Annotated in this window: 14 protein-coding genes; 2 read left to right on the top strand and 12 right to left on the bottom strand. The window is 40.4% G+C overall.

The window, feature by feature from the left end:
• Positions 1 to 95 precede the first annotated feature (95 nt).
• From L8T27_RS09415 to L8T27_RS09370, 10 genes are all read right to left on the bottom strand, one after another.
• Positions 96 to 1,397 carry an allantoinase gene (locus tag L8T27_RS09415; RefSeq protein ID WP_237941379.1) on the bottom strand — a complete coding sequence of 434 codons (1,302 nt, stop codon included), beginning with the start codon at positions 1,395 to 1,397 and terminating at the stop codon, positions 96 to 98.
• 26 nt (positions 1,398 to 1,423) lie between these two features.
• Positions 1,424 to 1,768, bottom strand: coding sequence for a hydroxyisourate hydrolase (gene uraH, locus L8T27_RS09410; protein WP_237941378.1), 345 nt, complete (start codon positions 1,766 to 1,768; stop codon positions 1,424 to 1,426).
• Positions 1,769 to 1,790: 22 nt separating this feature from the next.
• Positions 1,791 to 2,303, bottom strand: a complete 513-nt coding sequence (gene uraD, locus L8T27_RS09405; RefSeq protein WP_233313938.1) for a 2-oxo-4-hydroxy-4-carboxy-5-ureidoimidazoline decarboxylase — start codon at positions 2,301 to 2,303, stop codon at positions 1,791 to 1,793.
• A 27-nt stretch (positions 2,304 to 2,330) separates the two neighbouring features.
• On the bottom strand, positions 2,331 to 2,813 hold the full coding sequence (locus tag L8T27_RS09400) for a (2Fe-2S)-binding protein (protein ID WP_237941377.1): 483 nt from the start codon (positions 2,811 to 2,813) through the stop codon (positions 2,331 to 2,333).
• Positions 2,810 to 5,116: a xanthine dehydrogenase subunit D gene (gene pucD / locus L8T27_RS09395; protein WP_237941376.1), complete on the bottom strand. Its 2,307-nt coding sequence runs from the start codon at positions 5,114 to 5,116 to the stop codon at positions 2,810 to 2,812. Before pucD ends, L8T27_RS09400 begins: the two co-directional genes overlap by 4 nt.
• Positions 5,107 to 5,991 (bottom strand): FAD binding domain-containing protein, encoded by an 885-nt coding sequence (locus L8T27_RS09390; protein ID WP_237941375.1) that lies wholly within the window; start codon positions 5,989 to 5,991, stop codon positions 5,107 to 5,109. The genes pucD and L8T27_RS09390 overlap by 10 nt, the downstream gene beginning before the upstream one ends.
• Positions 5,966 to 6,607, bottom strand: coding sequence for an NTP transferase domain-containing protein (locus L8T27_RS09385; RefSeq protein WP_237941374.1), 642 nt, complete (start codon positions 6,605 to 6,607; stop codon positions 5,966 to 5,968). The genes L8T27_RS09390 and L8T27_RS09385 overlap by 26 nt, the downstream gene beginning before the upstream one ends.
• Positions 6,604 to 7,629 carry an XdhC family protein gene (locus tag L8T27_RS09380; protein ID WP_237941373.1) on the bottom strand — a complete coding sequence of 342 codons (1,026 nt, stop codon included), beginning with the start codon at positions 7,627 to 7,629 and terminating at the stop codon, positions 6,604 to 6,606. Before L8T27_RS09380 ends, L8T27_RS09385 begins: the two co-directional genes overlap by 4 nt.
• Before the next feature lie 222 nt (positions 7,630 to 7,851).
• Complete coding sequence (locus L8T27_RS09375) at positions 7,852 to 9,468, bottom strand: aminotransferase class V-fold PLP-dependent enzyme (RefSeq protein ID WP_237941372.1); 1,617 nt, start codon at positions 9,466 to 9,468, stop codon at positions 7,852 to 7,854.
• 32 nt (positions 9,469 to 9,500) lie between these two features.
• Positions 9,501 to 10,070, bottom strand: coding sequence for a glycerol-3-phosphate acyltransferase (locus tag L8T27_RS09370; RefSeq protein ID WP_237941371.1), 570 nt, complete (start codon positions 10,068 to 10,070; stop codon positions 9,501 to 9,503).
• Positions 10,071 to 10,360: 290 nt separating this feature from the next.
• On the opposite strand from L8T27_RS09370, the gene L8T27_RS09365 reads away from it, so the two are divergent.
• Positions 10,361 to 10,597 (top strand): helix-turn-helix transcriptional regulator, encoded by a 237-nt coding sequence (locus L8T27_RS09365; protein WP_233313946.1) that lies wholly within the window; start codon positions 10,361 to 10,363, stop codon positions 10,595 to 10,597.
• 262 nt (positions 10,598 to 10,859) lie between these two features.
• Here L8T27_RS09365 and L8T27_RS09360 read toward each other — a convergent pair whose 3' ends face one another.
• Positions 10,860 to 12,914: a methyl-accepting chemotaxis protein gene (locus L8T27_RS09360; RefSeq protein WP_237941370.1), complete on the bottom strand. Its 2,055-nt coding sequence runs from the start codon at positions 12,912 to 12,914 to the stop codon at positions 10,860 to 10,862.
• A 152-nt stretch (positions 12,915 to 13,066) separates the two neighbouring features.
• On the opposite strand from L8T27_RS09360, the gene L8T27_RS09355 reads away from it, so the two are divergent.
• Positions 13,067 to 13,798 (top strand): hypothetical protein, encoded by a 732-nt coding sequence (locus tag L8T27_RS09355; RefSeq protein WP_233313948.1) that lies wholly within the window; start codon positions 13,067 to 13,069, stop codon positions 13,796 to 13,798.
• Positions 13,799 to 13,848: 50 nt separating this feature from the next.
• Here the strand turns inward: L8T27_RS09355 and L8T27_RS09350 are convergent, their stop codons facing one another.
• The gene (locus tag L8T27_RS09350) at positions 13,849 to 14,571 is read right to left on the bottom strand and encodes a LysM peptidoglycan-binding and 3D domain-containing protein (RefSeq protein ID WP_233313949.1); all 723 of its coding nucleotides are present in this window, start codon (positions 14,569 to 14,571) and stop codon (positions 13,849 to 13,851) included.
• Positions 14,572 to 14,625 lie beyond the last annotated feature (54 nt).

Below are 14,625 nucleotides of genomic sequence, written 5' to 3'. Positions count from 1 at the left end.
GTGCTTATCGGCACTCTTTGGAGGATAGCGATTTAATTAGTTTAGTTGCTTTCAAATCAATCAAATAGAAGTCTTCAAAAGTGTTTCTTAACCATTCACTTATCTTGAAAAACAGTTCTTCCTCTTAGCATTGTCTGCTTCACCTTTCCACGAAATGTTTTTCCAATATAAGGACTTTGAGTATTTCGATAATAAAGATCTTCTTTTGTTAATGTATATTTCTCACTTATATTAACTAAACAAAGGTCTGCAGCACTGCCAACTGTTATATTCCCTTTATTAGGATATAATCCAAACCGCTTTGCAGGGTTGGTGCTTGTTATCCTCGCAATCACGGAGAGCGGTATACCTCGTTTCCAATAACCTTCCTCCAGCAGAATAGACAATGTCGACTGACAGCCAGAAATGCCTCCCCATGCCTCTTTAAGACTTCCTTGCTTCATCTCCACTAAAGATGGGGAATGGTCGGAGCCGATTATATCAATTGCTCCTTCCTCAATCGCCTTCCACAGCCCCTCTATTTCTTGGTTATTTCGTAATGGCGGCGCACATTTGGCAACAGCGCCTAGCTGATTCAAATCATCGACAGTCAATGATAAATAATGAGGGCATGTCTCAACAGATACGTTAATCCCTTTTCTTCTGGCAGCTAATATCGGCTGCAGCACCTCACTGCTGCTAATATGTACAATATGAACTTTGCAATTTGTAGCTTCAGCATAAGAAAGAATGCGATTTACTGCTTCTAATTCAGAATAGATTGGTCTTGATGCAGAAAATGCCCCGCCATCCTCTGCTCCGAGCACCTTGCTTAGCTCTTCTGTAATAACATCACTTTCAGCATGAACAGCAAGAATACTGTCAAGGGCTGCTATCTTTTTCATACCAGCAAATAAGGTCTTGTCATCTGCTGCTTCGAAATCTTCAATGCCGCTGTTTGACATAAATGCCTTAAAGCCAATGACACCGCAAGCATGCAGCTCTTCTAGCTCGCTAAGATTTTGCGGAACAAGTCCGCCCCAAAGTTTATAATCAACTAATGATTTTTCGTTTGCCAACATGTCCTTTGCTTCGAATCCATATTTATTGACAGTAGGTGGATGACTGTTTAATGGCATATCAAAAAATGTCGTCACTCCTCCTGCTGCCAAGCTTTTACTGCCTGTTGCAAACCCCTCCCACTCTGTTCGTCCTGGTTCATTGAAATGAACATGTGTGTCTATCAGACCTGGAAACACATGCAAACCAGAAGCGGAAATTATTTGAGCATCGTTGTCGATATCAATATCAGTGGCGATATTTGCGATTTTACCATCCTTAATGGCAATATCCGCTTGAATCTCACCTGTCTCTAATACGATCATTCCACCCTTTATGACGACATCATATTGACCCATTCGCTTGCCTCCTTTATTAAAAACCGTTAACTGCCTCGGTATGTCTGATAACCCCATGCCGATAAAAGAAGTGGCACATGGTAATGGGACTCTCCTTCAGCCACTAAAAACCGTATCGGTATTCTTCGAAAAAAAAAGTTTTGCATCTCTCCGTTTTTAAAATAATCCTCTACATAAAAAACTAGTTCATATTCTCCATGCACAAGCTCCGTCAAAAGCGGCGTTTCAACTCTGCCATCATCGTTTGTATAACCGCTGGATATGAGCTCAGATTGATTCGCTCCGCTGTATTTCCACAGTTCTACAAGGATATTACTTGCTGGCACTCCCTTTACCAGGTCCAATACATGTGTCGTTATTCCTGTCTTCATTTCACAATCTCCTTTCTATCAATTATGCTTCGAGCACTTTTTGGACGACTCCTTCCAGTCTAAAAAAAGTGATAGTGAATATTTCAGATAATGCTGTTTCGAACTCTTCCTCCATTGTATGATGGATACGCCCTTTCATCGCCTCGTAAATAGAATCCTTCGTATGTCCTTTCACTGCCAGAATGAATGGGAAATGAAATTTAGTGCGATATTCGTTATTTAATTGGAGAAAGCTTTCATATTCCACTTTCGATAACGTATCTAGTCCTGCCCCCTTTTGTTCATTCACCGAGGACTGTGTCATCTTTATTTTTCCTCCTAAATCAGGATGGGCCCGAATTAAATCTAGCTGCTCTTCTCTTGCCGCTTCTCTAACGACCTTGACCATTTCGTGGTGCAATGTTTGCAGGGACTCAAAAGTTGACTGTCTTTCCCAAGTTCTGTCTGCGACCCACGGACTGTGTTCAAAAACCCAGCCTATTTTTTCAATAAACTCATTTTTTGACATCGCATTTATTGCTGCTATTGTATACATTTCATCGACCCTTCCTTACTATGCTAGTTACTCTGCTTTATTTGCCAAGATGTCCACCGCCCGTAAAATCCCTTCGTATCCTGTGCATCTGCACAAGTTCCCTGAAAGTCCTTGCAGAACTTCTTCTTTCGTCGGCTGGCTTTCACGTTCCAATAAGCTTTTTAGTGCCATAATCATCCCTGGTGTGCAATATCCGCATTGCAAGGCGCCTCCTTGCAAAAAGGCTTCCTGGATCGGATGTAATGCATCTGCACTAACACTCTCAATTGTCTGCACCACTGCATCTTCCAGCTGGTAGGCCATGACTAAACAGGAATTGACAAGCTTTCCGTTCAAGATAACGGAACATGCTCCGCATCTGCCGACTTCACAAGATATTTTTGTGCCTGTCAGGTTTAATTCCTTGCGAAGGATATCTACTAATCTATAAGTGGCAGGGACAGATAAATCTACTGAGCTGCCATTCACATTAAAGCGGATTGTCTTTCCAGCTTGCAGCTGCTCCTTCATCCTTTGTCCCCTCCTAACCATCCGTTTTGATTTTCTTTGCTGATTTTTGTAAAGGCAAACTCCATAATCTCTTCTGGACAGATAGGCAGCTTGTTAACCCAGTGGCCTGTAGCATCATGAATGGCAGCAACAATAGCAGGAGCTACTGCTACTGTCCCAATTTCCCCAACGCCGCGCGGTCCATACTCGTCGCCGTCCTCTAACTCTTCGATAGCTGACACATTCGTGGATTTGGGGATATCCAGAATGGTTGGAATTAAGTAAGAATCAAAGTTTTCCGTCATATACTTGCCATTATCCATAACGGCATCTTCCATCAATGTAAAGCCGAGTGCCATACTCCCGCCACCTTCAATCTGCCCTAAGTAGCCCATCGGGTTGACGACAGGTCCGGCAGCAATGGCATGATCGAGTTTACTGACATATACTCTTCCTGTCAGTGCATCTATTTCTACTTCTGCAGCTGCTCCAGCAAAGGAATATAAAAAATGTCCGCCATCGATGCTTTCTGGAGTTGTCGGAAAGTGATAGCTTGCCGTAACAACTGGGAGCTCGGAAATTTTGTCTGCTACTTCTTTATAAGTCATAACGAGGGCTGAGTTACCATTTTCTTGATATTCCCAAATCCCTCCATGTCCCGTCTTTAAGACTTCAAGGGGCACTCCTGACTGTTGGGAAACAAAAGAATAAACCTTATCACACCACGAACCTTTCATTTTGTTGATACCGGTCCAAACCATATTTGTAGCCCTAGAGGCAGTCGAAGAACCGGAGTGAGGTACTTTTGCAGTATCGCCGATTGTTATTTCAACATCATCTGCAGAACAAGCAAAAGACTCTGTCATAATCATTTCAATCGTTGACAGCAGACCTTGACCACATTCTTCAAAACCAAACGAAATCTCTAATTTACCTTTTTCATTTAAGGACAATCTAGCTCCTGAAGGATCGGAGCGGCCATAACCAAGCCCTCCACCATGCATGGTTATGCTGTAGCCTTTCCCTTTTAAAATAAATGGCTGACTTTCATTGTTAGGAGGTTTGTCTTGAAGAATCGGTGATTTCAGTATTTCATCTAATACTTGCTCCGCTCCGGCGGTTGGAACGATTTGCTGATTCACTGGCCCAGGATCTGCTGTTTTCCGCAAGTTCTTACGGCGCAGTGCTGTGCTGCTTATGTTTAACATCTCAGCCAGCTTTTCGATTTGGCTTTCTAGTGCAAAGGTGACTTGATTACCGCCAAAACCTCTAAATTCTCCAGCAACACCGTTATTTGTGTACACAGAATAGCCTTCTACCTCAACATGCTTTATCCTATAAGGTCCGGTACTATGCTCAACAGCAAAGTCAAGTACAGCAGGTCCCAATGTGGCATATGCACCTGTATCAGCCAATATCCTCACCTTATGTGCAAGCAGGTTGCCATCCTTATCTGCGCCAGTTTTCATGGTTATTTTCATCGGATGTCTTTTTAGGCCTGCTTTAACAGACGTTCTTCTCGATTGATGGATTTTAACTGGTTTTCCAGTTGCTCTTGCAAGCAAACAAATAAAGGGCTGGATATTTAATTCATCTTTTCCGCCAAAAGATCCGCCAATCGGACTTGAAATGACTCTTATATCGCTCTCTGGCATATTTAGTATTCTGGATAGCTGCAGCTGATCTTTAAAGCCATGCTGGGTTGGAGCATATAACGTTAAGCCATCTTCATGAGGAACAGCAACTCCACCTTCTGTTTCCATATATGCATGCATTTGCCTTGGTGTATAGTAGACCTCTTCCACGATACAAGCACAGTTTGCAAACGCTTCTTCTACATCAGCTCCTTGTTTGTAAAAGGCATTATGCAGAAGATTGCCATTTTCATGGAGCTTAGGCGTTTTTGCTAACAGGCTGACTTCCGGATCTGTAATGGGCTGCAAAGGAGTGTATTCGACCTTAATAAGCGCTGCCGCCTTTTCGGCAATTTCCTGTGTTTCTGCAGCAACTGCAGCAATGGCATCTCCCACATATCTGACTGTATCCTCACAAAAAACAGGCTGGTCTTGAATAACAATGCCAAAGCCATTTAAGCCAGGAATATCTTTTGATGTCAGAACCGCACTAACACCTGGAAGTTTTTCAGCTTCTGAAGTATCAATACTGTTTATTTTTGCAAAGGCATATTCACTGCGGAGCACAGTTCCATAAAGCATGTTCGGGAAGGACATATCCGAAAGATACTTCAATTCACCCGTTACTTTTTGAATCCCATCTCTTCTTGCCTTCCACCTGTTTCGAGAGCCTGCTCTAGTCAATCGCATCCTTCATCCTCCTTTACATACTCCGAATTTAGCAGGTTATAAAGATTGGCAACAATAATATTGGCAGCCGCTTTTCTTCTGTAGCTGTCTGTAACAAAAGGGTCAGAATAAGAATGGAAGCCATGTTCAATCATAGAGCGTAACACTTGCCACTCCATCGTTTTTAAGCTTTTCTGCAGTACATAGCTTTCCGCGTCTGACAGTCTTTGCGGCTGGTGAGCACCGCCGCCGATGGCCATTTTTGCATCTGTAATGACGCCATTTTCCATCTCTATCCTGCCTGCTGAAGAAATAATGGCAGCAGTGAAGCTTTCTCTGCGTCCTATCTTCTGAAAAAAGGATATGCTCCGGCTTTCGGTGGATAGCGGGATATTTACCGAAACCAGCAAATCAGGCTCTGTTAGCGGACCAGCTTTAATCCATTGTGATAATGGAACAACATACGTTGAAACGCCATTAAAAAAATGCAGCTGTGCATCTAAAACAAGTAAAGCAGGGATAGAATCTCCTACTCTGCTGCAAATATTTCCGCCTAATGTACCCCTGTTCCGAACAGCAGGTGCAGCAATTTTTGTACAGGCCTCCGCTAAAATTTTCGCTCTTTTCTGAATATTTGAGTCGAGGATACAATCAGACAATAAAGCTGATGCACCGATTCGCAAAAAATTTGCTTCTTCTTCTATACCTTGTAAGCTTTCTAACCGGTGGGAGCTGATCAAATGATGTGGTTTTTGCTGACCAGCTTCCCAGTTCAATTGTAAAAGAGTGCCTCCGGCAATAAACATAGAACCTTCCTGTCTTAATGAAAAAACCTCTCCTAAGCCCGCAGGTGCATCAACAGCTGTATCATCATTTTGTAGTGAACTTTTCATCATCTGCCCCCCTATCTTCTAAAACACGGCAATAATTTCGATAGTCAGCCATTGTATCGATATCTGCGAAAAAGTCATCATCAATAAATTCAAGCAACTTCCCTTTTAAACTTGAGTCTTTTAGAATAGTTCTTGCTCCTGTGTCTCCAGTCAATTCATAAATTCGATCAAACAATAAAGAGGATAACACTACTGGCGGTTTAATGACTCCGTTATTTAAGCAAGCAATATATTTTTCGTCTTTCTCCAATGACTGGCACAGCAAGGTTTGCAGCATAGATTTAGGGATGAAAGGCTGATCTGCCAAGCAAATCAGCACTTTGTCTACCTTATGCTCTTCTGCTTTTTTTACGCCTGCAATTAAGGAGCAGGATTGCCCTAAATGGGCTTTTTCAGAGACAACTAATTCCCCTCTTCCAGCTGATAGCTGTTGCTGCACATCTGCAGAAATCCAATCTAAGTTATCTTGTGGATGCACGACAACATACACATAGGTTTTTGGATTATGAAGGATTGTTTTTAACGCCCTCATTCCCAGCGCTTCTCCTCCAAAGTGAAGTGCCATTTTTTTACAGCCCATCCTTTTGCTTTGCCCAGCAGCGAGGTAAATTACCTTCAACTTTTCACCACTTTCGAGCTTTCCGTATTGCTGTTTTTGACTGCAATTAATTGTGCTGCAATGCTGATTGCTATTTGTTCAGGACCGTCTGCATTTATGCTCAGGCCCACAGGAGAATAAAACCAGTCTGGTTTGCCTTTATTGCCCAACAGCCGATCTGCTCGTTTTTTCGAGCCGAGCATACCGACAAAAGCATACTCTCCACGAAGTAAATAGTTCATCAGCTCTTTATCCTTCGTAAAGTTATGTGTCATGATAACAATAAAATCGCTGCTTCTAACATGAACTTCCTCCAGCACAGACAAAGGATTGCCATTAACAAGCAGGTCAGCATGGGGGAAATGCTCTTTTGTGCAATAGCTTTGGCGCCAATCAGCAACAATTACTTGGAAACCTGCCTGTTTGGCTATTTCACAAACTGGCCGTGCATCAGCTCCTGCACCATATATAATCAATCTTGGCTGTGGTAAGAAGGTTTGGCGAAAATAATATCTGCCTGTCTTTTCGTCAGCATACAGCTTATTCACTGGAACAGAGTGCACAAAATGAGTGTCAAAATTGCCAGCATTCTCTCCTGTTTCACTGATAAACACACTTGAAATGACGTTTAAATCATCATCAAGCACCTTAATATGCTCTACTGTATCGCCATTTTCGAGCCATTGCCTCACCAAGGTGAGATTATTCTTAAGCTCACTGCTCACATATTCCATCAATACAGTTATGCTGCCGTCGCATCCTGCGCCCTGTCCCCAAGATAAATCATCCTCTGAACGCAAATCATATATAAGGGAAAAGGATGATCTTCTATCATGCTCCTCGATTTCCATTCTTGCTAAAATATCTTGCTCGACGCAGCCGCCGCTCAACAAACCCATTTCCCAGTTATCCTCTGAAAAGAACATCATCGTTCCTTCTCTGCGGTATGCAGAACCTGTTACATCAATGATTGTCGTTAAAAAACCGCCAGAGCAACTAGCTGCAACAGCGTGTATAACAGCATACTCATCTGAAGACATCATGTTAACCTCCTAAATGGGTGGCTATTCTGGGATAGAAACAACTCTAACTATTTAAAGAAAGAGGGCTTATAACCGCCCTCATGTTAATAAATATAACATCATTTGTTATTAAAAAATATTATCTTTCTCCATAAAAAATGTCATTGTTGAATTTATATAATAAAAATATTTAGAATTAGCTAAATTGCACAACTATTTAACCTGCTAATATATTGTAAAAAATCAGTTTGCCAGCGCTTCTCTGTTGTCGTCTAGTAATTGTTGCAGATAAGAACAAATGCTAAAAAATATTTGCAGCATTGCCTCGGTATTTTCAATTGACACATTTGCTAACATTGATATTTGAATCCAGTTTCTCTCTTGCAAGTAGCTGCTTTGATAATGGAGATGAAAACCTTGCTTTTTCATCCAATCACCAATCATAACAGAGGAAAGAGCGGGATCAAGACATACTGTCAGGATTGGGGAACAGTGCAAATTTGCTGCCGGCAACACATAAAACTTAGCATCTGTCAGTCTTTTATATGTGTATGCAAACCAGTCGGCAACATCGCTAAACTTTTTTGTAAAATCTTTTGTGAGCGCTTGCTCTAATGCAGCAAGCAATGGGGAAGAATGGGTATATGGGACACTGTTATGGGAATGGTACAGTCCTAAATCTAAATACGGTGGAAGCTGTTCATTCGGCTTAACAGCATGATTATGAAATACGAGAGCTAATCCTGAGACTGATTCAATTCCTTTTCCACTCACAGCTGTTGCTAAATATACATTTTTAAGGCTGACTGGCAGTGCTCCTATCGTGCTGATACAGTCTACTGCCTGTTTAATCGGCTTGTCACCTATTAACTTGGTTATATGTTCAATCGGAATGACAGTGCCCGTAGAGGTTTCACAATGAACATACCATATCCATTCCACTCCTCCATTGAGTGCTGTTCTCAATTCCTCCTCTGAGAACGGCTCGCCCCACTCTTTCTTTAAAACTTGGCAATGAAGCTGGAATCTTGCTGCCCTTTGCGCCAAACGCTCTCCAAATTCTCCGTTGCTTAAGATTAGCCCTTTACCGTTTAATAGAGACAGCTGGGCGGCGACAGCGTCGTTTGCGAGCGTTCCTGTTCCGAGCATTACTTGAACATATTTAGCTTTCGTAAGATCTGTCAGCCTTGTCTGCACTCGTTCCATCATCTCCATAAATAAGTTGTCACGATGGGAGAAACCTTGGCGACAAAACGCATCAAGGACATTGTCTGTTACTAAAACAGGGCCTGGCAAAAAAGAAACCGTTGCCGGCAATACTTTTTCTGAAAGCAAAATTCTATCCTTTAACAGATACATAGGCTGATAGATTGCTCCATGACTGCCAACTTGATGGGCAAACGGAATAAACCCGATATGCTTATACAGTTTTTCCTCACGGAGAATGCCGCTAATAACAGCTCCATCGTAGCCTTTCTCGATAAAGACATGGTGAAGCATGCGCAATAAGCCAACGAAAACCTTTGTTTTCCGGTACTCCTTCCTAATAGAGAGCAGCCTGATTTCGCAAAGCTTATTTACATTCACTATGTCAGACAAGTAAAAACCAATATCTCCCAGCTTTTTATCTAAGGAAAAAGGCCGCTTATCTGCCAGAGAAATCATGCCAATTACTTGATGATCCTTTAAGGCAATGATATATGTATTTTGGTCATGAAAAGAATCAATTAGCACTCCTTGCTCATTTCTGTCATGCTGGGGAATTTCCTCAGCAAAGGTTTCATGATTTAACCGAAAAATCTGTTCGAATTCCTGTGGATGTGAAGCAATTTTGAATAAATAGGAAGTTTTTTTCGCCATTAAAATACCCCTCTCCAAGAAATATAAGCTTATTATTTAGTTTTTCTAACTAGAAACTCCCTCCAGCTGACACGATGGGCGAGTATAATCACAGCTACCAGCAGCAGAGCAAGGCAGCCTGACCAAACGTCCTTTTCCATTAAGAAAAAAGCGAAGGCACAAACAGTTAAACTCAGCAAACCTGGTACAGTAAAACCTCGGTATAGAAGATAAAAAACAAAGAAGCTGACAATGATGATCGGGACAAACAGCCAATGAATCGCGATTAGTCCGCCGATTAATGTGGAGATTCCTTTTCCGCCTTTAAACCGAAAAACAAGCGGCTTAATATGCCCGATACAAACAAACAGCAAGCCGGCAAGCAACACTGCAGTCGAGCAACCAAGTAATCTTCCTGTTATAATAACAGCCGCACCTTTTAAGGCATCTCCTAAAAACGTAAGTACAAAAGCTTTTTTACCATACAGCCTGCCAGCATTCCTTGCCCCAGCATTTTGGCTGCCTTCTGAACGTATATCTGTCCCTGAAAGAATTCTCCCAATGATGACACCAAATAAAAGATTTCCGAGTAGATAAGCGGAAATGAAATACAAAACTAGCAAATTTACACCCTCTGTCTGTTTTTACTATTTAACTGTAATTTTCAACCAAGTAAATTATACATGATTAGAATAAATTTACACAATTATTATTAATTTTTCTTTAAGATAAGACCAAAATGAAGATATTTTATTTACAGATGCGAAATACCTGTTGAATAATTTCTTTAGTTTTTTTATTATGAATGTAGCAATCTATCCGATATATAGATAGTTGAGAAGAAATGTTTAGAATCTGGGGATATTTATGTCCAGGTTCAGATGTATTTGCTTGTAAAACCGAGGTGAACGAAATGAACAAAGAAATTATTAAATTTATTCGAAAAAACTATGAGATGACACAGAGAGACTTTGCTAAGGTTGTCAATTGCAGCTTTGCGTTAATTGCACTTGTGGAAGTAGGTAAAAGAAATGTCAGCAAGGAGCTTGAGAACAAGGTGAAGACGGCATTTAACATAGATGATCAAGACATACAGTCCATCACTACTATTATCTCTGAATTTAGTAAAGGCATCCCTCCATTCATGTAAAACGAGCAAAACAAGAGGGGCAAATAATTTGCTCTTCTTATCAACTTTGCTCTCCCCTTCTTTTTTCCTTCTATTGCTAATTAAAAATGCCTTCTCCATTCTTTTATTAATTTCCAGTTAACAAAATGCTTATTTATTATTTACATAAGTTTTTTTAGTGAAAATAAATCTTATATCTCCCTCTTTTCTCTCATTTTCTTACGAAAAATCTGATTATTTCCTAAACAAAGCCCTCGAGTACGCTCGAGGGCTTTGTTGTTATTTACAGCTTAAATCTGCTAATTAATGTCATTAATTCTTCCGCCATTTTACTTAAAGAGAGTGCAGATGCAGAAATTTCCTGCATGGATGCAATTTGTTCTTCTGTAGCTGCCGAAACATTCTGTGTTCCTTGATCTGTTTGCTCTGCCATTTGTTTGACAAGATTGATTGCTAGAACCATTTGTTCCATGCCATTGTTCAATTCTTTAACAGAATGAGAAACATGCGTAATTTGACCACTGACTTCATCTACCGCAGATTTTATTTCACCAAATATTTCTCCTGTTTGATGGACTACTTTAATACCGCCATCCACCTCTGCAGTCGCATTATTCATCGATTCAACTGCTTTTATTGTTTCTGTTTGGATTCTGCCGATAAGATTACTTATCTTGCCTGCTGATTCAGAGGATTGCTCTGCCAATTGGCGGACTTCTTCTGCCACAACCGCAAAGCCTTTACCCTGTTCGCCAGCTCTTGCTGCTTCAATCGCTGCATTTAAGGCAAGAAGATTCGTTTGGTCAGCAATGCCAGTAATAACTTTCGATATCTCTCCAATTTCACTTGAATAGCTGCCAAGCTCTTTAATAACCTTTGATGTCTCTCTAACACTAGTGTTAATCGTATCCATCTGGGCTTCAACAGTATCAATTGCTTTGTTTCCGTCTGCTGCCTTTGCAGATGCATCCACAGACCGTTTTGCAACTCCATCAGAGCTGACTGAAATTTTCTGTACATAATTAAGCATATTAGCTACAGACTGATCTGTTTTTGTCAATTCAACAACTTGGTTATCCATTGCTGCACTCACTTCATGGACAGTTGTTGAAATATGCTCTGATGCGGCATTCATTTCTTCTGTGCCTGCTGTCAGCTCTTCAGCTGAGGCTGCGACTTGTTCTGAGCTGATTCTCACCTTTTGGATAACCTCCCTAAGGTTGTCGGTCATTACACGAAAGGAAGCGGCAAGTTCGCCAATTTCGTCCTTAGAGTTCGTAATCACATCATCACTTTGCAGGTCGCCTTCTGCTATTTTTTGAGCATGCAATCTAATATGATCCAATGGCTGTAAGCTTTTTCTAATAATATAAACCAATGCGGCAATCAAGCCAATTGACAGGATTAGTGACAAAATAAGGGAAGTCATATTCGTTTTTGTCAAGCTGTCTTGAACATCCGTCAAAGCCGCACTTGCGATATTTGCATTCTCAAAATAAGAGGCTGTATCCACTTGCGCCATTAGCACATATCTCGCTTCATCATTAACGATAACTGGATAATATGTTTCAGCTTTTCCATCTTTTATGGATAAGGCCGGTTTTTTTGAATCTATAACTGATTGAATTGTTTCATCCTTAATCGTTGAACCCTTTTCAAACACTTGCTCTTGTCCTTCTCTCAAGGTTTCCGTCAAAACAATACCACTGCTGCTAATTAAGTACAGTGACTGAACACCGTTTCCATCTTGAATAAATTTAGAAAGAGACTCTTCAAAAACTTCGGCATTTTGACCGACCTCTACTATCCCCTTTCCATCTAGTCTTGGAATAGAGGTAAATTTAAAGATCTCACCACTTTCTTTTTTTATTGTCAGCGGACCTTCCATGATTTTAAGTTCACCTGACAGAAGTCCCTTAACGGTTGGATCTATGGCAAGCAAATCAAAGCCAATGGATGCTTTATCTGTTGAATGAGTAAAAACCCCTTTTTCATCCGTAATTAAGAAATCATTCATCCCTGTTTGTTCTGCTATCTCCTTTAAATCTTGATTAGAGATATTTTTTTGCGCATCTATTTGTTGAAGCGTATAAGCAGCATTTGCCATTGCTTGGTCTAACTGCTCCTCTAAAACTACTACATGCTGTGAAATTTGCGTTGATAATTCTGTTAGCTTTTCTTCCACATCTTTTGTTGAGTTGGCATCCAATTCTTCCATTACTGCCTTTGTATCCTTTTTCATGCGATTTGTTTCCACAAATTGCACAAGACTTGATGCTGCTATGAGCACAATAATGATTAAGCTCGTAATGCCAATCATTTTGTTTTTTAATGACATAAGTAACCTCCAAAAATATTAATACATATTTTTATCGGACAATCTCGAGAAATGTTAAATTTTATCTCGGATAGAATGCTGTTTAGCAATAGCAACCTTTTTGCAAAGAAGCACATAAGCTGTAAGGAATAGATAAAAAAGGAGGAAGTAAATTGCCTGAATATGATAATCGAAATACATCTGTGTATTTGCCAGAGACAAATATAACCGCAGATACGTGCCAATCGGTATATCATCATAACTATCTGCAATCTGTTTTAGCAAACCAGCAGATAAAAAACGAGCAGCTTGCATTGCAATTAGAGGAGCTTTTACTTCAAGGAAATAGAAACAGCAATGCGCAAGGAGAAAAAATACAGCATTTGGAGGAATTACTTTTTGTGCAGGAAGCTTTGTCTAAAGATATTCTTGAAGAAGCAAAACGAAACCAAGATGACATAAAAACGATTCTCCAGACCACCCAGCAAACAGAAAGATTGGCTGCAGACACCGAACAAAAGCTCATTGAAGAGCAGCTCGTTCATACAGCCATACTCGATCAGTTCACCATCCAAGAAACTGCGCTTCATACACTTACTAAAACATTAGAAACATTTAAGCAGAGCTCTGACTCCTTAACAGCAAAAATAAGTGCGAATGAAGAAACGCAGCAAAAAATCGAAGAAAAATTAGACCTTCAAGAGGTTTTCCAGCAAACAATCCTAGAGAAAATGGAAGATACAGATGCGAAAGTCGGTAAACTAACAAGACAAATGGATCAGCTTAAAGGCATCGTTTTTGAAAGAATTCAATTTCTAGCAACTAAGCTAGAGGACAATATGAAATCACTTGTTATGCCTGTACACCAATTTTTTGTGAAGGCGAATGATAAGGAAAATAAATAAGAAAGCAAAAAAAAGGATAGCAAAATGCTATCCTTCCATCTCTGACATGATTAATCAATGATTTTAACCTCGACTTGCTGTCTTCCCCATTTCAGTGCTTGCTTCTCTGAAGACATAAACAAGTCTATTTTATTCCCTTTAATAGCTCCGCCTGTATCTCCAGCAATAGCCTTACCGTAACCTTCCACATAAACGGTAGAGCCTAGCGGAATAACTTTCGGATCAACTGCGATGACCTTTTGATTTGGATTTTCATTCAAATCAATCCCTGTCGCAGTAACACCAGAGCAGCCTTTACAATCTGCTGTGTAGGCAGTTGCAGAAACAGTCAATGTCTCGGCATTTCCTGAATCATCCTTATTAACTGTTTTTGCAGCTGACTCTTTTGTTTTTTCCTTCTTACCGGAATCTTTTTTGTCGATTCCGTTATCGACGATTATTTTTTCACCAGCATAGATTTTTTCTGAAGATAGATCATTCCACTCCATTAAATCCTCTACTGAATTGTCATTTTCCCTTGCGATGCTCCAAAGAGTGTCGCCAGATTTGACTTTATATTTTTTCTCCACTTGGAGATCTAATGTATCGTTAACTTTAATTATGTCAGAATCAAGGTCATTCCAATCTTTAATGTCACCTGTGGAAACATTATAGTCTTGGGAAATGCTCCAAAGTGTGTCTCCTTTTTTTACAGTGACTTCTGCCGCCTTCGCTTCTGTCCCTATGGAAGTGGCAATTGTTGCGCATGCAATAAATGATAATAGTTTTTTCATTTATCTTTACCTCCTAACTAGCTTAAACAAGCTAACGGGTATTATCTTAACATG

This window comes from Niallia sp. Man26, assembly GCF_022049065.2.
GTDB lineage: Bacteria > Bacillota > Bacilli > Bacillales > Cytobacillaceae > Niallia.
This window is presented reverse-complemented; position numbering and strand designations above follow the sequence as displayed.